The sequence below is a fragment of the Novilysobacter selenitireducens genome, assembly GCF_020026895.1.
Taxonomy (GTDB): domain Bacteria; phylum Pseudomonadota; class Gammaproteobacteria; order Xanthomonadales; family Xanthomonadaceae; genus Lysobacter_C; species Lysobacter_C selenitireducens.
In genome coordinates this window covers 32,093-55,235 of record NZ_JAINZW010000001.1, presented here as the reverse complement: position 1 = coordinate 55,235, position 23,143 = coordinate 32,093, and the positions used below count along the sequence as shown (strand labels likewise).

17 protein-coding genes are annotated in these 23,143 nt (G+C 72.0%); 9 read left to right on the top strand and 8 right to left on the bottom strand.

The features are described from left to right. Positions 1 to 25: 25 nt before the first annotated feature. From K6753_RS00225 to K6753_RS00205, 5 genes are all read right to left on the bottom strand, one after another. On the bottom strand, positions 26 to 316 hold the full coding sequence (locus tag K6753_RS00225) for an STAS domain-containing protein (RefSeq protein ID WP_223674182.1): 291 nt from the start codon (positions 314 to 316) through the stop codon (positions 26 to 28). After that, positions 317 to 970, bottom strand: coding sequence for an MlaC/ttg2D family ABC transporter substrate-binding protein (locus tag K6753_RS00220; protein ID WP_223674181.1), 654 nt, complete (start codon positions 968 to 970; stop codon positions 317 to 319). 49 nt (positions 971 to 1,019) lie between these two features. Beyond that, positions 1,020 to 1,568, bottom strand: coding sequence for an outer membrane lipid asymmetry maintenance protein MlaD (gene mlaD, locus K6753_RS00215; RefSeq protein ID WP_223674180.1), 549 nt, complete (start codon positions 1,566 to 1,568; stop codon positions 1,020 to 1,022). Between the two features lie 84 nt (positions 1,569 to 1,652). Then, positions 1,653 to 2,402 carry an MlaE family lipid ABC transporter permease subunit gene (locus K6753_RS00210; protein WP_223674179.1) on the bottom strand — a complete coding sequence of 250 codons (750 nt, stop codon included), beginning with the start codon at positions 2,400 to 2,402 and terminating at the stop codon, positions 1,653 to 1,655. After that, positions 2,402 to 3,199: an ABC transporter ATP-binding protein gene (locus tag K6753_RS00205; protein ID WP_223674178.1), complete on the bottom strand. Its 798-nt coding sequence runs from the start codon at positions 3,197 to 3,199 to the stop codon at positions 2,402 to 2,404. Before K6753_RS00205 ends, K6753_RS00210 begins: the two co-directional genes overlap by 1 nt. A gap of 329 nt (positions 3,200 to 3,528) precedes the next feature. On the opposite strand from K6753_RS00205, the gene recC reads away from it, so the two are divergent. From recC to folE, 6 genes are all read left to right on the top strand, one after another. Beyond that, the gene (gene recC / locus K6753_RS00200) at positions 3,529 to 6,915 is read left to right on the top strand and encodes an exodeoxyribonuclease V subunit gamma (RefSeq protein ID WP_223674177.1); all 3,387 of its coding nucleotides are present in this window, start codon (positions 3,529 to 3,531) and stop codon (positions 6,913 to 6,915) included. Then, a complete protein-coding gene (locus K6753_RS00195) occupies positions 6,912 to 10,571 on the top strand; it encodes a UvrD-helicase domain-containing protein (RefSeq protein WP_223674176.1) in 3,660 nt (1,219 codons plus the stop codon). The genes recC and K6753_RS00195 overlap by 4 nt, the downstream gene beginning before the upstream one ends. Then, positions 10,568 to 12,427, top strand: coding sequence for an exodeoxyribonuclease V subunit alpha (recD, locus tag K6753_RS00190; RefSeq protein ID WP_223674175.1), 1,860 nt, complete (start codon positions 10,568 to 10,570; stop codon positions 12,425 to 12,427). The genes K6753_RS00195 and recD overlap by 4 nt, the downstream gene beginning before the upstream one ends. Positions 12,428 to 12,488: 61 nt before the next feature. Next, positions 12,489 to 14,237 carry a sensor domain-containing diguanylate cyclase gene (locus K6753_RS00185; RefSeq protein ID WP_223674174.1) on the top strand — a complete coding sequence of 583 codons (1,749 nt, stop codon included), beginning with the start codon at positions 12,489 to 12,491 and terminating at the stop codon, positions 14,235 to 14,237. Positions 14,238 to 14,381: 144 nt separating this feature from the next. Continuing rightward, positions 14,382 to 14,843, top strand: coding sequence for a glycine zipper domain-containing protein (locus tag K6753_RS00180; RefSeq protein WP_223674173.1), 462 nt, complete (start codon positions 14,382 to 14,384; stop codon positions 14,841 to 14,843). 156 nt (positions 14,844 to 14,999) lie between these two features. Further along, positions 15,000 to 15,590 carry a GTP cyclohydrolase I FolE gene (gene folE / locus K6753_RS00175; protein WP_223674172.1) on the top strand — a complete coding sequence of 197 codons (591 nt, stop codon included), beginning with the start codon at positions 15,000 to 15,002 and terminating at the stop codon, positions 15,588 to 15,590. Positions 15,591 to 15,687: 97 nt separating this feature from the next. Here folE and K6753_RS00170 read toward each other — a convergent pair whose 3' ends face one another. Continuing rightward, complete coding sequence (locus tag K6753_RS00170; RefSeq protein WP_223674171.1) at positions 15,688 to 16,830, bottom strand: aminotransferase class V-fold PLP-dependent enzyme; 1,143 nt, start codon at positions 16,828 to 16,830, stop codon at positions 15,688 to 15,690. Positions 16,831 to 17,011: 181 nt separating this feature from the next. On the opposite strand from K6753_RS00170, the gene egtB reads away from it, so the two are divergent. Together egtB and egtD are read left to right on the top strand one after the other, a co-directional pair. Further along, positions 17,012 to 18,277, top strand: coding sequence for an ergothioneine biosynthesis protein EgtB (gene egtB, locus K6753_RS00165; RefSeq protein WP_223674818.1), 1,266 nt, complete (start codon positions 17,012 to 17,014; stop codon positions 18,275 to 18,277). Further along, positions 18,274 to 19,251 (top strand): L-histidine N(alpha)-methyltransferase, encoded by a 978-nt coding sequence (gene egtD / locus K6753_RS00160; RefSeq protein WP_223674170.1) that lies wholly within the window; start codon positions 18,274 to 18,276, stop codon positions 19,249 to 19,251. The genes egtB and egtD overlap by 4 nt, the downstream gene beginning before the upstream one ends. Before the next feature lie 212 nt (positions 19,252 to 19,463). On the opposite strand, the gene chrA is transcribed toward egtD, so the two are convergent. Next, complete coding sequence (chrA, locus tag K6753_RS00155; protein ID WP_223674169.1) at positions 19,464 to 20,654, bottom strand: chromate efflux transporter; 1,191 nt, start codon at positions 20,652 to 20,654, stop codon at positions 19,464 to 19,466. 3 nt (positions 20,655 to 20,657) lie between these two features. Next, positions 20,658 to 22,049: a M28 family metallopeptidase gene (locus tag K6753_RS00150; RefSeq protein WP_223674168.1), complete on the bottom strand. Its 1,392-nt coding sequence runs from the start codon at positions 22,047 to 22,049 to the stop codon at positions 20,658 to 20,660. A gap of 146 nt (positions 22,050 to 22,195) precedes the next feature. Here K6753_RS00150 and K6753_RS00145 point away from each other — a divergent pair, with 146 nt between their 5' ends. Then, positions 22,196 to 23,137: an NAD(P)/FAD-dependent oxidoreductase gene (locus K6753_RS00145; protein WP_223674167.1), complete on the top strand. Its 942-nt coding sequence runs from the start codon at positions 22,196 to 22,198 to the stop codon at positions 23,135 to 23,137. The last annotated feature ends 6 nt before the right edge of the window (positions 23,138 to 23,143 follow it).

The window sequence follows — 23,143 nt, the reverse complement described above, 5'->3', positions numbered from 1 at the left end:
AGTGTGTTGAACCGGGGCCTGCGTCTCAGCCGTGGAAGGCCAGCGCGGTGTCCAGGCGGTACGCGGTGCGCAGTTCGGCCAGGCCGGTGGGTTCGCCCAGCACGTCCACGCCATCGCATCGCCCCGCCAGCTCCGCCAGCAGCGCAAGGCCTGCGCTGTCGATGCGATCCACCGCGCGCAGGTCGAACGTGTCCACGTCGGCACCGAGCATCGATTGCGCCTGCTTCCACGCCGCCGCGCACGCCTCACGCGACAACGCGCCGGTGAACACCAGCGCGTTGCCGTTGCGGACCACGGTGGCCGTGGGTGCGGCCACTCAGTTGGCGCTTGCGTTGAGCTTGCCGGCCTTGAGTTCGGCGGCGACCTGCGGGATCGACTTCTGCCGCAGCGGCGAGTCGAACTGGTTGCGGAAGGTCTGCACGAAGCTCACGCCTTCCACCATCACATCGAACACCTTCCAGTCGTTGCCGGTCTTGCGCATCAGGTAGTCGACCGGGATCGGCTCGCCGCCCTGGCGCAGCATCTCGGTGGACACGCGCATGATGGCGCCGCCGCGCAGCGGGGTCTCGGACTTCACCCGAACCTGCAGGCGCGTGTTGAAGTCCAGCAAGGACGAGCCGTAGCGCTGCATCAGGTTGTCGGCCAGCGCATCGGCGAACAGCTTGACGTCGGCATCGGACGCGCCGCGGCCGTGCACGCCCAGCACCAGCCGGCCGGCGTAGTCGCGGTCGAACATCTGGTTGAACTCGCTCGAGACGAACTGGCTCAGCGCGGCGCGGTCGCGCGTGAACTCGGCGCGGCGCGATTCGAGCGTGCTCAGGATGCGCGTGCTGTTGTCCAGCACCAGCTTGCTCGGCGAACCGGCCTGGCGCGTCTGCGCGGCCTGGTTGGGCGCGGCCTGCTGGGCCAGCGCGGGGGTGGCGGCCAGCAGGGCGCTGGCGATCACGAGGGAAATGGCGGTCTGCTTCATGCGGTGTGCTCCTGGGGGAGGGGCGGGCCTTCGCCGCGGGGGAAAGGGATTACTGGAGGTAGGGCGGGAGGTCCTCGTCGGACCCGCCTTCAGCCGGGGCGGCCGGATCGGCCGCAGCGTCGTCACCGGCGGCATTGTCCGCACCCCCGCTGAACATGTACTTGCCGACCAGCTGCATCAGGTCCACCGACGGCTGGGTCAGGAAGATCTCGTCGCCCTCCCTGAGCGGTTCGGGGTCGCCGCCCGGCGCCAGGCCGACATAGCTCTCGCCCAGCAGGCCGCTGGTGAGGATGGCGGCGCTGGTGTCGGCCGGGAGGTCGGAATAGCGGTTGTCGATGGCCAGCGTCACCACCGAGTCGAGCTTCACCGGGTCCAGCGTGATGTCGCTGACCTGGCCGATGGTCACGCCGCCGACCTTGACCGGCGCGTTGGCGCGCAGCGGGCCCAGGTTGGTGAAGCGCGCGGTGACCTCGTAGCGGTCGCCGCCGAAACCGAAGTTGCCGTTGGTGGAGGCGATCGCCAGCACCAGCAGCGATGCCAGCGCCAGCAACAGGAAGGCACCGACGGCGAATTCGATGCGGGGGGCTCGGGAGGACATGGAGGTCACCTCAACCCGCCATCGGGCGGGTATTGCATTGGGAAGTCCGCACAGGGTCGTGCGGGGTTTTGCGAAGGAATCGCATCAACGAAACAGCAGCGCCGACATCACGAAATTGAACATCAGCACCAGCAGCGAGGCATTCACCACCGCCTTGGTGGTGGCCACCGAGGTGCCCTCGATGGTCGGCTCGGCATGGAAGCCGACGTAGGCCGCAACCAGCGCCGCCACCGCACCGAACACCGCGGCCTTGGCGAAGGCCATCGCGAAGTCCTTGCCGAAGTCGACGCTGTCCTTGAGCACCTGCCAGAACACGCCCGACTCCACGCCGATCACGTGCACCGCCTCGAAGTAGCTGGCGCTGATAGCCAGGCTGCAGAAGAACGCCGTCAGCAGCGGCACGCACAGCACTGCCGCCCAGAATCGCGGCGCGACCGCCTTGCCGACCGGGTCGATCGCCATCAGCCCGAGCGCGGTGATCTGGTCGGTGGCGCGCATCAGGCCCAGTTCGGCCGCGATCGAACTGCCGGCGCGGCCGATGAACAGCAGCGCCGTCAGCACCGGGCCCAGTTCGCGGTACAGGCCCAGCCCGAGCATCGCGCTGACCTGGTTGGCGGCGCCGTAGGTGTCGAGCGCGCGGTAGCCCAGCAGCGTCACCGACAGGCCCACGAACGCGCCGCCGACGGCGATGATGGGCAGCGAGCGCGCGCCGATCTTGTAGATCTCGCGCACGAGTTCGCGCAGGAAGTCGGCGGTCGGCTTCGATGCGCGCAGCACCGAGAGCGTGAAGAGCCCGGCGCGACCGACCGAGCGAGTGGCGGCAACGAAGGGCATCAGGCGGCCTCGGGCACGGTGGCGCCGCGCGGGGCGGCATCGAACGGAATCGGCCCGTCGGGCTGGCCGTCCAGGAACTGGCGCACCAGCGGGTCGGTGCTGGCCTGCAGTTGCGCGGGCGCGCCGGAAAACACGATGCCACCGTTGGCGATCACGATGGCGTGGTCGGCCACCGGCAACGTCTCGTGCACGTGGTGGGTGACGACGATGCTGGTCAGGCCGAGCGTGTCGTTGAGGCGGCGCACCAGGTCCATCACCACGCCGGACGCGATCGGGTCCAGCCCGGTCAGCGGTTCGTCATAGACCATCAGCGGCGGGTCCAGCGCCAGCGCGCGCGCCAGCGCCACGCGACGCGCCATGCCGCCCGACAGCTCGCGCGGGAAGGCATCGGCGGCGGCGCGCAGGCCGACCGCGTGCAGCTTCATGCGCACCAGGCGGTCGATCACCGGTTTGGGCAGCCTGGTGTGCGTGCGCAGCGGCAGCGCGACGTTCTCGGCGGCGGTCAGGTCGGTCAGCAGGCCGTTGCCCTGCAGCAGCACCCCGATGCCCTTGCGCAGCTCCAGCAGGTCACGCATGCGGCGCGGCACCGGCTGGCCCAGCACTTCGACGGTGCCGGCCGCGGGTTCCAGCTCGCCGGTGAGCGCGGCCAGCAGCGTCGACTTGCCGCTGCCCGACGGCCCGAGCACGGCCACCACCTGCCCGCGCGGGACGGTCAGGTCGATGTCGCGCAGCACGGTGCGTCCGCCGCGGTCGAGGCGGACGCCGGCCAGGCGGACGATGGGAGCGTGGGGGTCCATGGGCACCGTTTCATGGGGTCGCGGGCGCGCGACGGCACGGCCGCGCGCGGGCAAAACACGCGCAGCTTGGCCGGGGCCGGCTGAACCGCGCTTGTCGGCGCATTGTCGCAGAGGCGGCGAGCAGGGCATCGAGACGGCGCAACCATCCAGTCCGAGCGCCGCTTGTCTCCTTCCCCTTCAAGGGGAAGGCCGGGATGGGGATGAGTCCGCGTCTCGCGTTTCAACCCATCCCCACCCAACCCTCCCCTTGAAGGGGAGGGCTTTGAGCGCGCGCTCCTGTCCCATCCGCAGACACCGCGTCTCGCGGCCTGCGACCGCGCTGCGGCAAGATGCACGCCATGCCGACCGCGCCCGACTTCCGCCTGTACCACTCCAATTCACTGGAGGTGCTGGCGGGGCTGCTGGCGGCGGAGCTGCGCACGCCCGCGCCGGGCCAGCCGCTGCTGGCGCCCGACACGGTGCTGATCCCGCAGGTGGCGATGCGCCGCTGGCTGCAGGCCACACTCGCGGCCGAGTACGGCGTCGCCGCCAACCTGGAGTTCCTCACACCAGGCGAGTTCGTCGCCCGCGCGCTGCAGGCCAACGTCCCGGGCGAGCGCGACGATCTCGACGCCGCCGCGCTGCGCTGGCGCCTGTACGACGCGTTGACCGACGACGCGGTGCTGGCCGCGCCCGCCATGGCCGCGCTGCGGTCCTACCTGTCCGGTGCCGACCCGGTGAAACCGTGGGCGCTGGCCGGCGAACTCGGCGGGATCTTCGAGAAGTACCAGGCCTGGCGCCGCGACTGGTTGCTGCGCTGGGAGGCGGGCGCCGACGCCGACGACCCGCAGGCGGTGCTGTGGCGGCGCGTCGCCACCGGCCGGACGCATCGTGCGAGGCGCATCCAGCAGTACCTCGACCGCTTCGACGGCGCCCGATCCGCCATGCCGGCCGGGTTGCCGACGCGGTTGTTCGCCTTCGCCACGCTCAATGTGTCGCCCGACGTGCTGCGCGTACTCGCCACGCAGGCGCGTGTCGGCACGCTGCACTTCTACGTGCCCTCGCCCAGCCGCGACTACTGGGGCGACCTGCAGCGCGTGCGCACGTCAGGTGCGGATGCCGTGGCCAGCGAGAACCCGCTGCTGCAGGCCTGGGGCACGGCCGGGCGCGACTTCATGGCGCTGCTCGGCGGCTACGAGGTGGTGCATCCGAGCGCGGAGATCCGCGGCGATGTCGACCCGTTTGTTGGCGGCGGCGCGCTGCACGGCAGCCTGCTGCGGCGGCTGCAGTCGGACCTGTTCCACCGCCGGCCGTCGCCACCGCGGGCGCCGAACGACAGCGACCCGCGCACGCGCCTGCCTGCCGTGCGCCGCGACGACCCCAGCCTGCAGGTGCACGCCTGCCACACGCGCCTGCGCGAGCTGCAGGTGCTGCACGATCAGTTGCGCGCGCTGTTCGAAGACCCCCGCTTCGACCCGCCGCTGCAGCCGCGCGAGGTGGCTGTGCTGGCGCCGGACATCGACCTGTACCTGCCGTACTTCGAGGCGGTGTTCGGCAGCCGCGGCCGCGACGACGCCATCCCGTACGCGCTGGCCGATGCCAGCCCGCTGGCCGGCGAGCCGCTGGCCGCGGTGTTCATGCGCCTGCTGGCGTTGCCGGTGTCGCGCTTCGGGCTGGAGGAAACGCTCGACCTGCTCGCCAGCCCGCCGCTGGCCGATGCCGCGGGCCTGGACGCGGCCGCGTTCGCCCGCCTGCGCGACTGGCTGCAGGCCGCCGGCGCGCGCTGGGGGCTGGACGCCGCACACCGCGCGCGCCTGGATGCGCCGGCCGACGATGCCTACACCTGGGCCTTCGCGCTCGACCGGTTGCTGCTGGGCCACGCCAGTGCCAGCGACGCGCCGATCGTGACGGCGTCCGGGCAGGTGGTGGCGCCGTTGCCGGAGCTGGAAGGCAGTGCGCTCGATGCGCTCGACACGCTGATCCGGCTGCTGCGCGTCCTCGCCCGCCAGACCACGGCGCTGGCCGAGGCGATCACGCCCGATGCCTGGCGCGACCGCCTGATCGGTCTGCTCGACACCCTGCTGCCGCGCCCGCCGTCGCTGCCGGCGACGCAACGCGCGCTGGACCGCCTGCGGCAGCTGGTCGATGCCTTCGCCGCCGACGCGCGCCGCGCGGGGTTCGATGCACCGGTGCCGGCCGAGGCCGTGCGTGCGCACTTCGCCGGCGTGCTGGGCGAGGCCGACACGCGCGCACCCTTGCTCACCGGCGGCGTGAGCATCGGCCGCATGGTGCCGATGCGGCTGCTGCCGTTCCGCGTGATCTGCCTGCTGGGCATGGACGACGGCGAATTCCCGCGCCGCGACCCGGCCGCCGGCCTCAACCGTCTCACCGCGGAGCTGGGCAGCGATCAGCGTCGCACCGGCGACCGCTCCACGCGCGACGACGACCGCTTCCTGTTCCTGCAATTGTTCGCCGCCGCGCAGGACGTGTTCTACGTCAGCTACCGCGGCGCCGACCCGCGCGACGGCAGCGTGCGCGAGCCGTCGGTGCTGGTGGCCGAACTGCTGGCCGCCGCGGCGGCGCAGCACGCACCCGAGGTCGATGCGCAGGCGCAGCTGGTGGTGCGGCATCCGTTGCAGCCGTTCGCACCGGCCGCGTTCGGCGCCGGCGACGAGCCGCGCCGGTTCTCCTACAGGCAGGCGTGGTGGCCGGCCGCCGCGCAGCCGGCGCAGCGGCGCGTGCCGCTGCCGGCGTGGTTCGACGAAGCGCTCGCGCCCATGCAGGCGGACGCGGAGCAACGCCTGCCGCTCGATGCGCTGCGGCGCTTCCTGCAGGCGCCGGCCGAGACGTTCCTGCGGCAGCGCCTCGGGCTGCGCCTGCCTGAGATCGAAGCACCCGAAGGCGATGTCGAACCGCTGCTCGCGCCCCGCCGCGGGTTGGCGCGCCAGGCGTTGCAGCGGGCGGTGTTCGACGCCTGCCTGCGCGGCGACGACGATGCGACCACCCACGCGCTGCTGCGCGCACGCGGTTTGCTGCCGTCGGGACCGCTCGGGCGGCGCACGCTGGAGCAGGTGCGGGGCGATGTCGCCCGCTACGCCGATGCCTTCCGCGACTGGCGCGGCGAGACCATGGCTGACGCGCCCCGGCTCGAGGTCGACATCGACGGCACCGTGCTGCACGGCCGCGTGCGCGATGTGTACCCGCACGGCATCGCCCGCATCCGGTTCGACACGCCCAACGGCCCGTCCTCGATCCGCAACGGCCTGGACTGGTTGTTTGCGCGGGCGGCGGGAATGGACGTGTCGCTGGTCGAGTTCCACGACGCCGGCGACGCCGGTCAGGGGCCGCATCCACGTCCCGACCTGGACCCGGACGCGGCGCGCGGCCTGTTGCGCTCGTTGATGGCGCTGCGCGGGAAGGGCCTGCGGGAGCCGCTCCCTTTCGCGCCCTACGCCGGCTGGGAGCTGTTCAACGCGCCCACCCTGGAGAAAGGCCTGGACGCGGCCGCGAAGAAGTGGCGCGGCAGCGAACGCAGCTGGAGCGAGCGCGACGGCGATGCGCTGCGGCTGGCGCTGCGGGGCCGTGATCCCTTCACCGATGCCACGACGCAGGTCGCGTTCGTCGACCTCGCGCTGACGATCTACCTCGCGGTGGTGTCGGGGGCGGCGTACGACGGCACCGACGTGGACGCCATGCACGCGCTGGCCGCGAACCTGGACACGGAGGACGCGGAGTGAACGACGCCACCGCGCCCGATCCCTACCTCACGCTGCCGCTGGACGGCGTGCGCGCCATCGAGGCGTCCGCCGGCACCGGCAAGACGTTCACGCTGGCGACGCTGGTGGTGCGGCTGGTGGTGGAGCGCGGCCTGCGCATCGGCCAGATCCTCGCGGTCACCTTCACCGAGGCGGCGACGCAGGAGCTGCGCACCCGCATCCGCGCGCGCCTGCTGCTGGCGGCCGACCTGGTCGACGCGCGCCCACCGGACGATGCGCCACCGGAAGCCGTGCTGACCCATGCCATGCTGGCGGCGCACCTGGACGGCGGCACGGAGTCGGCCGATGCGCTGCGCCGCCGGCTGCAGGGGGCCGCCAACGACATCGACCTGGCGGCGATCTTCACCATCCACGGCTTCTGCGCGCGTGTGCTGCGCGAACACGCACTCGAGGCCGGGCAAGGGTTCGATGCCCCCGAGTTGCTGGCCAACGATGCGACGCTGCGCGAGGCCATCGCCGCCGACCTGTGGCGCGCGCACGGCGCCGGTGACGGGGCCGCCGACGACCTGCTGGCGATGTGGACCGGCGGCCCCCTGGCGCTGGCCGGCGACCTGCCGCCGCTCGTGCGCGAACGCGCGCTGCATCCGGCGCTGGCCGGATTGCCGACCGACCCCGCGCCGCGCCTGCGCGCGAGCGGTGCCGCGCTGGCGGATGCGTTCCGCGCGCACGGCGACGATTTCCGCGCTTCGCTGCTGTCGGCTGTCGAGGGCAAGGTGCTGCACGGCGGCAGCTACAAGGCCGACTGGATCGCGGCGCTGTTCGACGCCCTGCATGCCTGGTGCGAGGCGGGTGATCCCGACACGCCGTTCCAACACGCCAAGCTGCCGCAACTGCAGCGCGACACGCTGCGCCTGCGCACCAGCAAGGCCGGCGCCGGCCGCACCCCGGATTCGCCGGTCTGCGATGCCGTGCCGGCGTACCTGGACGCGCTCGCCGCCGTGGCCGAATGGCAGGACGCGCGCCGCGTCGAACTGCTGCACGCGCTGCGCGACGACGCCCGCGCCCGCTTCGCCCGCTTCAAGCAGCAGCAGCGCGTGCAGACCTACGACGACCTGATCGACCGCGTCGCCGACGCGCTCGACGGCGCGTACGCCGACAGCCTGGTCGATCGGTTGCGCGCGCAGTACGCCGTCGCACTCGTGGACGAGTTCCAGGACACCGACCCGCGGCAGTGGCGGATCTTCGAACGCGTGTTCGGCGCGGCCAGCGGCGCGCCGGCGCTGTTCGTGATCGGCGATCCCAAGCAGGCGATCTACGGGTTCCGCGGCGGCGATGTCGACACCTACCTGGCCGCGCGCGACACCGCGGACGAGGCACCGCCGCTGTCGACCAACTTCCGCTCCCGCCCCGGCGTGCTGCGTGCGATCTCGGCGCTGTACGCGCAGGCCGAGCATGCAGGCACGCCGCCGTTCGTGGACCCGCGCATCCGCTTCCAGGACCTCCGGCCCGGCGGCACGCGCAGCGACGACGACTACCTGCGCGACGGCCGGCCGGCGCCCGCGCTGACGCTGTGGCAGGCGCCGTCGCCGCCACCCGACGCTGCAGGCAAGGTGAAGCCCCACAGCGCGGGCCGCTCGCGCGAACTGGCGACGCGCGCCTGCGTCGCGGCGATCCACCGCGTGCTCGCCGACGCCCGCGAAGGCAACGCCACGATCGACGGCCGTGCGGTGCAGCCGGGCGACATCGCGGTGCTGGTGCGTTCGCACAGCGAGGCCACGCGCATCCGCCAGGCGCTGGCGCTGGCCGGCATCCCCGCGGTGGCGGCGGGCAAGCAGAGCCTGTTTGCCACCGACGAGGCGCGCGAGCTGCACGCGCTGCTGCTGGCGGTGCTGCACGGTGCCGACGACGGCCGCCTGCGCAGGGCGCTGTCCACCGTGCTGATCGGCCTGGACGTGTCGCAGGTCGCTGCACTCGACACGCCGGCGGAAGGCGGGGATGGAGACGGCAATCGCGACGCACTGAACCACTGGCGGCTGGCCGCCATCGGCTGGCGCGAACGCCTGCAGCGTGGCGGCCCGCTGGCGCTGGTCAATGACCTGTGCGCGCAGCACGCCGCCCGCCTGCTCGGCCTGCTCGACGGCGAGCGGCGCCTCACCAACTACCTGCAGCTGGCCGAACTGCTGCAGGAGGCGCAGGCGCGCGCGCTCGGCCTGCACGGCCTGGTCGACTGGTTGGCGCGGTCGATCGCCGAGGCCAGCAGCGATGACGACAGCCAACTGCTGCGGCTGGAATCGGACGCGCGCCGGGTGCAGGTGGTGACGCTGCACAAGAGCAAGGGCCTGGAGTACCCGCTGGTGTTCCTGCCGTTCGCCGCCGTCGGCGGCAAGGCGCGCGATGCCGGCCAGCACGTCACGGTGTCGCGCGACGGCACGCGCACGCTGCACTGGAAGCTGCTGCCGTCGCAATCGGGATGGGAAGAGTCCAAGGCGCAGTGGCAGGCGGCGCAGCAGGCCGAAGACGCGCGCCTGCTCTACGTCGGCCTGACGCGCGCGCGCCACGCGTTGTGGCTGGCGGGCGGCGCGTTCTACAACCACGGCAAGGCCGCGATCGCCGCGATGATCGCCGACCCGGATGCGCTGGTCGCGGCCACGGATGGCGCGGTGGTCATCGACCGCAGCACGCCGCCCGACACGCTGCCCTGGCTGCCGCCCGAGTCCGAGGACACCGTGCCGCCCGCGCGCATCGCCACCCGCGCGCTCGCCAGCGACTGGTGGGTCTACAGCTTCACCCAGCTGGCCAACGCCGAAGGTGCGGGCGATGCCTCCAGCGCGGCCACGCAGCCGGCTGCCGGCGGTCAGGACGAGGCCGGCCCGGAGCCCGCGACCGACCAGGCAGTGACGGACGGGGACGGCGCGGACGCGTTCGATCCGCGCTTCGCCGGCGCGCGCTTCGGCGTGGTGCTGCACGACGTGCTCGAGCGCGTCGACTTCGCCGGCTGGGCGGCGTGGACCCCGGGCGAGCCCGCGCCGGGCAGCGATGTCGACATCCTCGTTGAACGCCTGCGCGCGGCCGGCTATGCCGACGACGAGATCGACGACGGCGTGGCCGTGCTCACGCCGCTGGTGGGCCAGACGCTGACCGCCGCGCTGCCCGAGGGCATGCGCCTGGCCGACGTTCCGGATGATGCGCGCCGCGCCGAGATGGAGTTCCAGTTCGCGCTCGCGCCGACGCGCGTCGATGCGCTGATCGCGCTGCTGCACCGCCACGGCCTGCTGCGCGGGCGCCAAGGCTTCGGTATGCGCCGCCGGCTGGAAGGCCTGATGACCGGCCTGATCGACCTGACCTACCTGCACGACGGCCGCTGGTACGTGCTCGACTACAAGTCCAACCGCCTGCCCGGGTACGGCCCCGCGCAGCTCAGTGAGGCGATGGCGCACAGCGAGTACGACCTGCAGGCGCTGATCTACACACTGGCCCTGCACCGCTGGCTGCGCTTCCGGTTGGGCGAGCGCTACGACTACGCGCGCGACTTCGGTGGCGTGCGCTACCTGTTCTGCCGTGGGCTGGATGCGACGCGCGAGGATGCGCCCGGCGTGCAGGCGTGGCGGTTCGAGCCGGACCTGGTCGACGCGCTGGACGCGCTGTTCGCCGGCCGTGCCACGGAGGCGGCGGCATGAGCCTGATGCAGGCGCTCACGCAGGCCGGCGCGTTGCGCACGCTCGACCACGCCTTCGCGCAGAGCCTGCGCCGGCTCGACTCCGCCACGCCCGATGCGGTGCTGGCGGCTGCGGCGCTGGCCTCGCTGGCGGTTGCGCACGGCCATGCCGCGTTCGACCCCGCACAGCCGGCGCTATTGGTGGAAGGCGACATCGATTGGCCGGCCCCGGAGGCATGGCGTGCCGCGCTCGCCGGATCGCCTTGGGTGGCACGGCCCGACGTGGAGGGCACTTCGGCGGCCGCGCCGCTCGTGCTCGAAGACGGGCTGCTCTACCTGCGCCGCTACCGCGAGTACGAGTACCGCCTCGCGAAGCGTCTCGCCCACATTGCCGCGACAGCACCCGATCCCTTCGACGACGCGATGCTCGCGCCGGTGCGCGAAGCGCTGTTCCCCGCGGCGACCGCCGACACCCTGCAGGCGCGCGCCGCAAGCCGGGCGCTGGCGACGTCGCTGCTGCTGGTGACCGGCGGCCCGGGCACCGGCAAGACCACCACCATCGCGCGGCTGCTGGTGCTGCTGGTTGCGCAGGCGGCGCTGTCGGGCCGGCCGGTGCCCCGCATCGCGCTGGCCGCGCCCACGGGCCGCGCCGCCGAGCGCATGGCCGAAAGCCTGCGCGCCGCGCTGGAACGGCTGCGCGGAATCGATGGCATCGACCCGGCGTGGCTGGACGCGCTGCCCGATGGCGCATCCACGCTGCACCGGTTGCTCGGCACCATCCCGGGCAGCCCGCGCTTCCGCTTCGACGCCGACACCCCGTTGCCGTTCGATCTTGTCGTGGTGGACGAGGCCTCGATGGTCGACCTGCCGCTGATGTGCAAGCTGGCCGATGCCGTGCCCGACGGTGCGCGGCTGGTGCTGCTGGGCGATCCCGACCAGCTGCCGTCGGTGGAAGCCGGCGACGTGCTGGCGTCGATCTGTGAAGCGGCCGGCGACGACGAGCACGCCGATGTCGATGCGGCCCCGCCCGTATTGGTCCAGGTATCGCCCGGCGAGACCGCCGACTTGTTCGCCGCGCCGGTCGCGGACTCGGGCACCCGGCAACGTGTCGCCGCCCCGTTGCAGGGCCATCGCGTCCACCTGCGCCGCGGCTTCCGGCAGGCGGCGCATCTCGATCTCGCACCCTTGGCCGATGCCGTCCGCGCCGGCGATGCCGATGGCGCGCTGGCGCTGCTGCGCGGCGGCACGCTGCAGGGCGTGCACTTCCACGAAGGCGCGACCGACCCGCTCGCCGTGGGCGCCGCTGACCTGCTGCCGCACTGGCGCGCGCTGGCGGCGACGGCGGACCCCGCCCAGGCGCTGGCCGCCGCGGCCCGCCTGCGGCTGCTGACGGCGCTGCGTCGCGGGCCACAGGGCGCGCAGGCACTGAACACGCGCATCGAGGCCGCGCTCGGCGGCTCGCGCGCAACGCCGCACTTCGATGGCCGGCTGCTGCAGGTCACCGAGAACAGCTACCGCCACCGCCTGTTCAACGGCGACCTGGGGGTGTGCCTGCGCGACGACCGGGGCGTGCCGGTGGCCTGGTTCGCCGACACCGATGGCGGCGTGCGCGCGTTCCACCCCTCGACACTGCCCATGCACGAGAGCGCCTTCGCCACCACCGTGCACAAGGCGCAGGGTTCGGAGTTCGACAGCGTGTGGCTGCTGCTGCCCCAGCACGATGCGCGGCCGCTGTCGCGCGAGCTGGTCTACACCGCGCTGACCCGCGCGCGCAGCCAGGTGCACGTCTGCGCCAGCGAGGCGGTGCTGCGCGCGGCGTTGGCGCGCCGGGTCGCGCGCATCTCCCACCTGGCCGCGCGCCTGGGTGCCATGCGCTGACGGCATCACCTGCCGACAGGCGTGAGCCGCTAGACTCGCGCGGCGACAGGGGGACGGACCGATGACTGGACGATGGCGCAGGCCATGGCGCGCACTGTGCGTGGCGATGCTGCTGCTGGCGGGCGTGGTGCCCGCGGCGGCGCAGCAGCTGCGCGTGGACGTGCTGCAGACGCGCGAGGAGATGGACGGCCCGCCGGCGGCTGCGGCCGTGGCGATGCGCGCCGATGCCACGCCGGACGCGCCGGCCGTGCTGACCCTGCCGCGCCGTGAGGCCGGCTACTGGCTGCGATTGACGGTGGATGGCGCGATGCCTGCCAGCGGCGACATGCGCCTGCTGCTGCGCGGTCCGCGCGCCATCGGCCCGGTGCGCTTCTACCCGCCGTTGGCCGAACCGCGCACCGTGCGCGATGCCGCGAGCGGCGGCTCCACCCTTCTGCGTCGCGGCTGGGTGCTGTCGCTGCCGCACGGCTGGCCCACCGGCGCGGTCGCCTACCTGCGCATCAATGGCGCAGTGACCGAGCCGATCCGCCTGCAGCTCGACAGCGTGCCGGGACTGGTGCGCGCCGAGCGCCACGACACCCGGCTGACGATGGCGGTGTTCACCACGCTGATGCTCATGGCGCTGGCGATGTTCGCGGTGTGGCTGGTGTTCCGCGACGGGCTGTACCTGAGCTACGCCGGCTATGTCACCTGCGTCGCCGTCTACGCGCTGATGGTGTCGGGCGATGCCGCCGAGATGTGGGGGCTGGCGTGGCTCGACGGGTTCGGTGCGCCCGGGCGCTGGGCGGCGGCGACGCTGGCGGTGCTGCTGCAACTGGTGTTCACGCTGCGCTTCCTGGAGCTGCCGCGCCGCCTGCCGTGGGGCGCCAGGGCTGTGCAGGCGATGGTCGCGGTGCACGCCGCCTTGCTCGTGGTGCTGCTTCTCGGGCGCGAGCACGTCGCCGGCTGGTACTACGTTGCCGGCAACGTGCTGTTGCTGCTGTCGATCCCGCTGGTGCTGGCGTGCGCCGCGCTGGCCTGGCGGCGGGGTGCCGCGTATGCGGGCTACTACCTGCTGGGCTGGAGCCCGATGATCGTGCTGGCCGCCTCCGGCGCCGGTCGCCAGCTGGGCCTGCTGCCACCGGGCTGGAGCGTGGGCGGGCTGCCGATGGTCGCGCTGGTGCAGTCGGCGGTGCTCGCGCTGGCCTTGAGCCGGCACGCCGCCAACCGCCACCGCATCACGCTGCTGGCGCGTCAGTCGCTGGAGCGCGACCCGCTCACCGGCGCGCTCAACCGGCGCGTGGTCGAGCAGATGCTCGATGCCTGGGCCGAACTTGGCGGCCTGGGTGCGCGCCGCTATGGCGTGCTGATGCTGGACATCGATCGCCTGCGGGTGATCAACAACACGCATGGGCGTGCCATCGGCGACGCCGTACTGCAACAGGCGCTGGCACGCATCCGCAGCCTGGTCGCGGCCGAGGACACCGTCGCGCGGATGGAGGCCGACAGTTTCGCCGTCGTCAGCGAAGGCCGGCGGGAGGATTGCGAACTGCTTGCGCAGCGCCTGGCCGATGGCTTCTCGCGGCGGCCGTTCCGCATCGACGGCCACCAGATCGAAGTCAGCATCAGCATCGGGCTGGCGATGTCGCGGCGCGGCGAGTCGTCGGCGTCGTTGCTGGCACGCGCGCGCCACGCGCTCGACCATGCACGCATGGCGGGCGACAACGCGGTCAGCATCGCGCCCGGCAGCAGCACGGGCGAGCACCCTGCCGTCACACCGGAACTGCTTGCGCAAGCCGACACCGCGCGCGCGGAAACGACGCCGTCGTGACATCGCTGAGCGGGGCGCAAACCCTTTATGAACAAGGGTTTCAGCGCGTTGCATCCTTCACCTGCAACGAACGCGGACGCGCCTAGTTTCTGTCGGACCGGGCCGCACAACGGCGCGGCCCCCACAGAACATCAGGAGCACGAAATGAGCGACGTCAAGAAAGACCACAACATCGGTTCGGGTACCGGCGCGGTTGCCGGCGCAGTCACGGGTGCGGCAGTCGGTTCCGCCGGCGGCCCGGTAGGCAGCGTGGTCGGTGCGGTGGTCGGCGGCGTGGTCGGTGCGAAGGCCGGCGACTCGATCGCCGAGGCCGTGAACCCCACCGAGTACCACGACCACTTCAAGACCGAATACAAGAACACCCCGTACTACACCGCGGGCCGCGAGTGGAACGATTACGAGCCGGCGTACCAGTACGGCTACGACACCTACGGCCAGTACCGCGGCCAGCGCTTCGAGGACGTCGAGACCGACCTGGAGCGTAACTGGGACAAGACCCGCGCCAAGTCGAACCTGGAGTGGAACGAGGCCAAGCAGGCCGTGCGCGACGGCTGGCACCACATCGAGCGTCGCATGCCCGGCGACTTCGACCGCGACGGTCGCTGATCTAGGCGCATTGCCGCCCCCCTCTCTCTCCGGGGCGCGACATCGGGAAAACGGAGCCGCACGCCGGCTCCGTTTTCTTTTGTGGCGCCGGCCCGCGCCGGGTACCGCGGCCGGCTGGAGTAGGATGCACACCCCCGAGACCACCGCGACCCCGCCATGGCCGAGCGTTCCAAGCCCACCCGTGAAGAAGCCGAAGCCGCCGTCCGCACGCTGCTCAGCTGGGCCGGCGACGACCCCGCACGCGAGGGCCTGGTCGACACGCCCAAGCGCGTGGCCAAGGCCTACCAGGACTGGTTCAGCGGCTACGGCGACGACCCGGCCGACTACCTCAAGCGCACGTTCGAGGAGGTCGAGGGTTACGACGAGCTGATCGTCCTGCGCGACATCGAGTTCGAAAGCCACTGCGAACACCACATGGCGCCGATCATCGGCAAGGCCCACGTCGGCTACCTGCCGTCGGGCAAGGTGGTGGGCATAAGCAAACTGGCGCGCGTGGTCGAAACCTACGCCCGCCGCCTGCAGGTGCAGGAGAAGATGACCGCGCAGATCGCCCAGGTCATCCAGGACGTGCTGCAGCCGCGCGGCGTGGGCGTGGTGATCGAAGGCGCGCACGAGTGCATGACCACCCGCGGCGTGCACAAGCGCGGCGTCAGCATGATCACCTCGAAGATGCTCGGCACCTTCCGCGACGATGCGCGCACGCGCGCGGAGTTCCTCCGGTTCATCGACGTCGGCATCGGGCGCTGACGGCTGTCCGGTTCAGCGCGGAGAACCGGCTCCCAGTTTTTTTTGTAGGAGCGACGTAAGTCGCGACCCGCGCAACTCCTTATCGGCAACGTACCGGTCAGCCGCGCATCGCCGCCGCGATCGTCTCTGCCACGTGCGTCATGTCCGCCTCGTCCACATGCAGGTGCGGTGCGACGCGCAGCAGGCCATGCCGTCGCGTGCAGACGATGCCGGCCGCGTCCAGCGCCGTGCCGACCGCATCCATCCGCTCCGCCGGTACGCGCACGCCGGTGAAATGCGGCGCGTGGCCATCCGCCACGCACGCCTCCAGTCCCGCATCGCGCAACGCGGCATCCAGCGCCCGCGTGCGCCCCCCGAGGCGTTCCGGCAACGACGCCAGCCCCCAGTCGTGCAACTGCCCGAGCGCGGCTTCGGCCATCGACAGGCGCAACGGATCGGTGATGCCACCGGCGTCGAAGCGGCGTGCGCCGTGGCGCCACGGCGTGGCGGCATCCACCGGGAACCGCCAGTCGTCCACAGCCCGCGCCGTCCAGTGCTGCTCGATCGACACCCCGTGCGCGCGCCAGTGCGGCGCGGCCCACAGGTAGGCCAGCCCGGTCGGCCCCAGCATCCATTTGTGCCCGACCGAGACCACGAAGTCCGGCTTCCAGCGCGCCAGGTCGACCGGCAGCGCCCCCAGGCTCTGGCTGAGGTCGAGCACCAGCGACACGTCGCCTTGCTGGCACCGTGCGCTGATCGCATCGAGGTCGAGCAGCGCGCCGTCGTGCCAGTAGGCATGCGGCAGCGTCAGCACGCGGATCGCGGGTGTGCGGTCCAGTGCTTCGAGCACCGCACCGGTCCAGCCATCGCCCCCGCGCTCGATCCCATGCAGGTGCGCGCCGGTCTCCGCGCAGCGCTGCTGCCAACAGAGCAGGTTGGACGGGAACTGCCCATCGAGCACCGCCACCACGTCACCGCGTGACAGCGGGATGTTGCTCGCCGCGATCGCCAGCCCGAAGGCGGCCGATGGCACCAGCGCGACGCCCTCGGCATCCCCGTCCAGGCAGCCGGCCGCCAGCGTGCGCACCCGTTCGATCGCCTCGCGCCATTGCGCGCTGCCCAGCCGCCACGGCGCGATCGAGGCATCGAGTGCGGCATGGCCGGCCGCCAGTACCGCGTGCAAACGCGGGCCCTGCGCGGCGGAGTCGAGGTAGACCGTGCCCGGTGGCACGGCGAACAGCGGGCGATCGGTCGCGGTCATCGGCGCACTCTAGCCGACGCAACGGACGCGCCCTGTCGCCGCCAGCGCGATACCGGGAAGGCGCGCATCACGAAATCGTCACCACTGCGCCAACGCACGCCGGTATTCTCGACCGGTCATGCCGTTGTCGCCCGTACCCGCGTTGCCGTACCCGCACCTGCCCGACGCCGAGCCGCGCGGCATGGACGATGCCGCCGACCTGGCCGCGCGGTTCAACCGCGTGCGCGCCCGCAGCCGGGCACTGGCCGCGCCGCTGTCGCCGGAGGATGCGCAGGTCCAGAGCATGGACGACTGCAGCCCGGCCAAGTGGCACCTCGCGCACACCACGTGGTTCTTCGAGCGCTTCGTCCTGGCCGAGCGCGATGGCTACACGCCGTTCGATTCGGACTTCGACTTCCTGTTCAACAGCTACTACCAGAGCGTGGGCACGATGCACGCGCGCCCGCACCGCGGCCTGGTGACGCGGCCCACGCTGTCGCGCGTGCTCGAGTACCGCGACGCGATCGACGCGCGCATGCGCGAGCGCCTTGGGCGCGATGACCTCGACACCCACGCGCGCCAGGTGCTGCTGCTGGGCACGCACCACGAGCAGCAGCACCAGGAGCTGCTGCTTACCGACATCAAGCACGCGTTCTGGTGCAACCCGCTCAGGCCGGCGTATCGCGACGACCTGCCGGTTGCGGCGGGCCGCGACACGCCGGTGGACTGGATCGAATCGGGCGAGCGCATCGTCGAGGTCGGCGCGCCCGCGTGGCCGCAGGCATCGGCGTTCGCCTATGACAACGAATCCCCGCGCCACCGCGTGCTGGTGCCGGCGCACGCGCTGGCCAGCCGGCCGGTCAGCAACGCCGAGTACCGCGCCTTCATCGAGGACGGCGGTTACCGCAACGCCGCGTTGTGGATGAGCGAGGGCTTCTCGCGCATCCAGCGCGATGGCTGGGCGCGGCCGCTGTACTGGGACGAGGACCTGCAGCGCGAGTTCACGCTGGGCGGCATGCGCGACATCGACCCGCACGCGCCGGTCTGCCACATCAGCTACTTCGAGGCCGATGCCTACGCGCGCTGGGCCGGGGCGCGACTGCCGACGGAGTTCGAATGGGAATCGGCGGCCAGCGGGCACGCCGTCGAAGGCCACTTCGCCGACGACACGGGCGGCCTGCATCCGCGCGCGGCGACCGCAGGCCGCGGCCTGCGCCAGCTCTTCGGCGATGTCTGGGAGTGGACATCGAGTGCGTACATGCCCTACCCGGGCTTCCGCCCGCTGCCCGGCTCGCTGGGCGAGTACAACGGCAAGTTCATGTGCGGGCAGTGGGTGCTGCGCGGCGGCAGCTGCGCCACCCCGCCGGCCCATGTGCGCGCCAGCTACCGTAATTTCTTCTACCCACCCGACCGCTGGCAGTTCTCGGGCCTGCGGCTGGCCAGGGACTTGAGCGACAGGACGCGATGAACGCTGTGACGACCGCCACGATGGCCCCCCTGACCGACCTTCGACCCACTCCCGACGACATCACCGGCGACGCGCTCGCCGGGCTTTCGGCCACGCCCAAGCGCCTGCCGTCGAAGTACTTCTACGACGCGCGCGGCTCGCAGCTGTTCGAGGCGATCACGCGCCAGCCCGAGTACTACCCGACGCGCGTGGAGATCGCGCTGCTCGATGCGAAGATGGCGGAGATCGCCGAGGCCGTCGGCCCGCACGCGCACGTGGTCGAGTACGGCAGCGGCAGCGGTCGCAAGACGTTGCAGTTGCTTGAAGGACTGCAGGATCCGGTCGCGTACACGCCGATCGAAATCTCGCGCACCACCGTGCTGGCCGCGACCGAACGGCTGGCCGAGGCGTTCCCCGGCATCGAGATGCTGCCGGTGTGCGCCGACTTCACCCAGCCCGTCGAACTGCCCGAGCCGGCGCGCGAGCCCGGCCACACCCTGGTGTTCTTCCCCGGCTCGACCCTGGGCAACTTCACCAACGACGAGGCCGTCGCGTTGATGCGCTCGATGCGCGAAACCATGGGCCGCAACGGCCAGGCGCTGATCGGCATCGACCTGGAAAAGGACACCGGAGTGCTGGAAGCGGCGTACAACGACGCCGCCGGCGTCACCGCCGAGTTCACCCTCAACCTGCTGGCGCGCCTGAACCGCGAGATCGGCAGCGACTTCGACCTCGACGGGTTCCGCCACCGAGCGGTGTACTCGCGCGAACGCGGCCGCATCGAAACCTTCCTGGTGTCGCAGCATGCGCAGACGGTGACGGTGGATGGCCGTACGTTCGACTTCGAGGCGGGCGAAGCGATGCAGGTCGAGTACAGCCACAAGTACACCGACGCGCGCTTCGAGGATCTCGCCGCGCGCGCCGGGCTCAAGGTGGTGAATCGCTGGAACGACGGCGACGACTGGTTCGGCCTGCGGCTGCTGCAACCGGTCTAGCGCGAGGCCGCACCTGCGATCGGCAACCGGGCCGTTGCCGGTCGGGGCACCCGGAACCCCATGCCGTCATCCCGGCGAAAGCCGGGATCCATCTGGACCCGAATGCATCGAAAGGTGCAGTCCGCTACTGCACATGGCTGTACGTCCATGGATCCCCGCCTTCGCGGGAATGACGGCTGGAAATTCGAGACGCACCCGCTCGCGCCACCGCGTCAGGCAACCGCCAGCCCCACCCCCACGCTCGCCAGCACGCACCACGCCACTGTCCACAGCGGCGCGCGCCCGGCCAGCAGGATCGTGAAGCCCACCGCCGCGATCACCGCATCGCGCCAGTCGCCGACACCCTGCATCCACAACGGGTCGACCAGCGCCGCCGCCAGCAGTCCGACCACCGCGGCATTGACGCCCGCAACCGCGCGACGCGCGCGGGGCATTGCCGCCACCCGGTCCCACGACGGCAGCACCGCCCACAGCAGCAGGAAGCCGGGCAGGAAGATGCCGAGCAACGCGACCAGCGCGCCGACAGGCCCACCGACCTGCGCGCCCAGGTACGCCGACAGCGTGAACATCGGCCCCGGCACGGCCTGCGCCGCGCCGTAGCCGGCCAGGAACGTGTCGGCGTCCAGCCACCCCGGCGCGACCATCGAGGCCTCCAGGAGCGGCAACACCACGTGGCCGCCACCGAACACCAGCGCGCCCGCGCGCACGAACGCGGCGCCGATCGCGACCAGCGACGGGCCGCCCGACACGGGCACGAGGAATGCGACGGCCAGCAGCGCGGCGAACGCGAGCGCAGCCAAACGCGCACCGCCCGGCGCCACGCTGTTGTCAGGGGCATTGGCCGGTCGTGCCGACGGCCGCAGCATCAGCCAGCCGAGCACTGCACCGATGGCGACCACGCCCAGCTGCATCCACGGCGACGCCACGACAAGCACCAGCGCCGCCGCGAGCACCGCGACCAGTGCATGCCGGGCATCCGGCAGCAGCGTGCGCGCCATCCCGAGCACGCCGTGCGCCACTACCGCCACCGCGACCAGCTTCAAGCCGTGGATGGCTGCCGAGCCTGGACCCCCATCCAGCCGCGGGGCCAGCCATGCGAACGCCAGCATCAGCAGCGCCGAGGGCAGGGTGAAGCCGGCAAAGGCCGCCAGTGCACCGCGCAGGCCGGCGCGGTGCAGGCCGATGGCGAACCCCAGCTGGCTGCTGGCCGGCCCCGGCAGAAACTGGCACAGCGCCAGCAGCCTCGCGAACCGCACCTCGTCCAGCCAACCGCGCCGCGTCACGAACTCGTGGCGCAGGTAGCCGATGTGCGCGATCGGCCCGCCGAACGCGGTCAGGCCCAAGCGGAGGAAGGCGCCGAAGATGTCGCGTGCGCGGGTGTCGCGGCCGTCCTTCGTGGACATCGATCAGTCGGACGCGGCCGTGTACCCGCCAAAGCTCCCCGCCGCGCCCGGGAACACCACGGGGCTTTCGCTGCCGTCCGTGCCCACCGCCGACACGCCGAAGAAGTAGTTGTCGATCACCACGTTCTCCAGCGTGTGCTGGGTGACATCGCCCACGTAGACGCTGTGCGTCCACTGCGGCTCGGTGGTCAGCCGCCAGTGCACCTTGTAGCCGGCCAGGTTCGGCGCCTGCGCGGCGCCGGGTCGCGTCCACTTGAGCGTCGTGTTGGCGGTGACCGCACCTTCGATGGTGACGTCGGCCGGCGGCGGCGGCGCCCAGGCCATCCCGGCCAGGCTGACGGCATTGAGCGCGGTCAGCTTGGCGGCGTAGTCGAAGTCGACGCCGTCGATGGTGTCTCCATAGACCACGCCGTCCTCGGTACGCAGGTCCTGGTGCTGGCGGTCGTAGTGCTCGTTGGTTTCCATGATGCGCACGGCCGGGTACCCCAGGTCGTTGAACGGCCGGTGGTGCCCGCCACGACCGAAGCGGTCCAGGCGGTAGATCATCACCACGTCGAGGTTGGGCACGTAGAGATCGGCCATGCGGTCGATGTAGCGCGCCAGGTTGCGCGTGGGCGAATCGACCTCGCCGCCGGTGAAGCGGCGCGCGCGCGCCTCTTCTTCGGTCTCCGTCGCGCGGGTGCCTTCGGCGAATACGCGCGCGGTGGTGTTGTCGGTCACGCCGTTGATGCCGCTGATATTGCCGATCATGTCGTTGTTGAGCACCGCCTCGATGCGCCAGCCTTCGCGCTGCGCCTGCTCGGCCAAGATCTTGCCGCCGAACAGCCCCTGCTCCTCGCCGGCCAGCGCCGCGTACACGATCGAGCCGGGGAAGCGGTGCTTGCTCAGCACGCGCGCGGCCTCGAGCGTGCCGGCGACGCCCGAAGCGTTGTCGTTGGCACCGGGCGAGTCGGAAGTGAAGTCCATGACGTCGCTGACGCGCGAATCGATGTCGCCGCTCATGATCACGTAGCGGCCCGGGTCGGCGTTGCCACGCTGGATCGCGATGACGCTGACGACCTCCACCGGGTCGGGGATGCGCGTCTCGCCGGAGATCGTGCCGCTGACGTACTTCACCTCCAGGCAGCCGCCGCAGTCGCGCGAGATTCGCTGGAACTCCTCGAAGATCCAGCGCCGCGCCGCGCCGATGCCGCGGGTGTCGGACTCGGTCTCCGACAGCGTGTGGCGGGTGCCGAAGGACACCAGCTTGCGGATGTCGGCCTCGATGCGGTCGGCCGAGGGCGCAGTGCCGATCGCGTGCAGGCGCGCGTCGCCGGCAGGCGGGGCGGGTTCGGCGGCCCACGCGGCAGGCGCGGCAAGGGCGATGGCAATGGCGAGCGGCAGGCGCAGGGGCATGGCGGGTCCTCGGTTTCGACGTGCGGGCACCTTAGTGCAAAGCGGGGGACGGCGAACAGGCGAGGGGGACGGGCATCGCCGATGCTCCTACACGGCGTCCCGACCCGGCGCGTGCTGCACTGGCGCCCCTCCTGCAGGCAGCGCGCATGTCGACCCCGCCTGACGACGTCCTGGATGTCCTGATCATCGGCGCTGGCCCGGCCGGGCTGACGGCCGCCACCTACCTGTGCCGGTTCCACCGCCGCATCGCGGTGGTCGATGCCGGCAAGAGCCGCGCGCGCTGGATCCCCACCAGCCACAACTGCCCGGGGTTCCCGTTCGGCGTGGGGGGCGACGAGCTGCTCGGCAAGCTGCGCGAGCAGGCGCGCGGCTACGGCGCCGACGTCGAACAGGGCTGCATCGCCCGGCTGGAGCGCAGCGGTGAAGGTGATGCCGCGCACTTCGTCGCGACCGCCGAGGACGGACAGGGCTGGCGTGCCCGATACGTGCTGCTGGCCACGGGCATCGTCGACGTGATGCCCGCGGTGGACGGGCTGGAGGCGGCCATCGAGCGTGGTGCGGTGCGGCTGTGCGCGGTGTGCGACGGCTACGAGGCCAGCGACGAGCGCATCGCGGTGTACGGGCCGGTCGACGAGGCCATCCGGCATGCCGCCTTCCTGCGCAGCTATTCGCGCAACGTCGTGGCGTTGCCGTGCGAGGACGCCACACCCTCGGGCGCCTGCGCACGCCTGGCCCGCGAGGCCCGCATCGAGGTCATGGCGGTGCCCTGCCACATCGCGCACGTCCCCGATGACGGCTGCCGGGTGGAGTTCGACGACGGCACCACGCGGAACTTCGAAACGCTCTACCCCGTGCTCGGCGGCAGCGCGCAGTCGTCGCTGGCGGTGGCGCTGGGCGCCAAGGTGGACGAGAACGACGAGCTGATCGTCGACGCGAAGATGCAGACCAGCGTCGACGGCCTCTACGCGATCGGCGACATCGTCAGCGCGCTCAACCAGATCAGTGTCGCCGTGGGCCACGCAGCGATCGCCGCGACCGATATCCACAACCGGCTGCCGCGCAATTTCCGGGAGCTGTCGGACCAGTAGCCGCTG

What these genes read in the sequence shown, in the direction of transcription:
- K6753_RS00220 (WP_223674181.1), bottom strand. Translation starts at nt 970, where the DNA reads ATGAAGCAGACCGCCATTTCCCTCGTGATCGCCAGCGCCCTGCTGGCC.
- egtB (WP_223674818.1), top strand. Translation starts at nt 17,012, where the DNA reads ATGGACGATGCCGCCGACCTGGCCGCGCGGTTCAACCGCGTGCGCGCC.
- K6753_RS00150 (WP_223674168.1), bottom strand. Translation starts at nt 22,049, where the DNA reads ATGCCCCTGCGCCTGCCGCTCGCCATTGCCATCGCCCTTGCCGCGCCT.
- K6753_RS00210 (WP_223674179.1), bottom strand. Translation starts at nt 2,402, where the DNA reads ATGCCCTTCGTTGCCGCCACTCGCTCGGTCGGTCGCGCCGGGCTCTTC.
- K6753_RS00205 (WP_223674178.1), bottom strand. Translation starts at nt 3,199, where the DNA reads ATGGACCCCCACGCTCCCATCGTCCGCCTGGCCGGCGTCCGCCTCGAC.
- K6753_RS00180 (WP_223674173.1), top strand. Translation starts at nt 14,382, where the DNA reads ATGAGCGACGTCAAGAAAGACCACAACATCGGTTCGGGTACCGGCGCG.
- K6753_RS00145 (WP_223674167.1), top strand. Translation starts at nt 22,196, where the DNA reads ATGTCGACCCCGCCTGACGACGTCCTGGATGTCCTGATCATCGGCGCT.
- recC (WP_223674177.1), top strand. Translation starts at nt 3,529, where the DNA reads ATGCACGCCATGCCGACCGCGCCCGACTTCCGCCTGTACCACTCCAAT.
- chrA (WP_223674169.1), bottom strand. Translation starts at nt 20,654, where the DNA reads ATGTCCACGAAGGACGGCCGCGACACCCGCGCACGCGACATCTTCGGC.
- K6753_RS00185 (WP_223674174.1), top strand. Translation starts at nt 12,489, where the DNA reads ATGACTGGACGATGGCGCAGGCCATGGCGCGCACTGTGCGTGGCGATG.
- recD (WP_223674175.1), top strand. Translation starts at nt 10,568, where the DNA reads ATGAGCCTGATGCAGGCGCTCACGCAGGCCGGCGCGTTGCGCACGCTC.
- folE (WP_223674172.1), top strand. Translation starts at nt 15,000, where the DNA reads ATGGCCGAGCGTTCCAAGCCCACCCGTGAAGAAGCCGAAGCCGCCGTC.
- mlaD (WP_223674180.1), bottom strand. Translation starts at nt 1,568, where the DNA reads ATGTCCTCCCGAGCCCCCCGCATCGAATTCGCCGTCGGTGCCTTCCTG.
- K6753_RS00170 (WP_223674171.1), bottom strand. Translation starts at nt 16,830, where the DNA reads ATGACCGCGACCGATCGCCCGCTGTTCGCCGTGCCACCGGGCACGGTC.
- egtD (WP_223674170.1), top strand. Translation starts at nt 18,274, where the DNA reads ATGAACGCTGTGACGACCGCCACGATGGCCCCCCTGACCGACCTTCGA.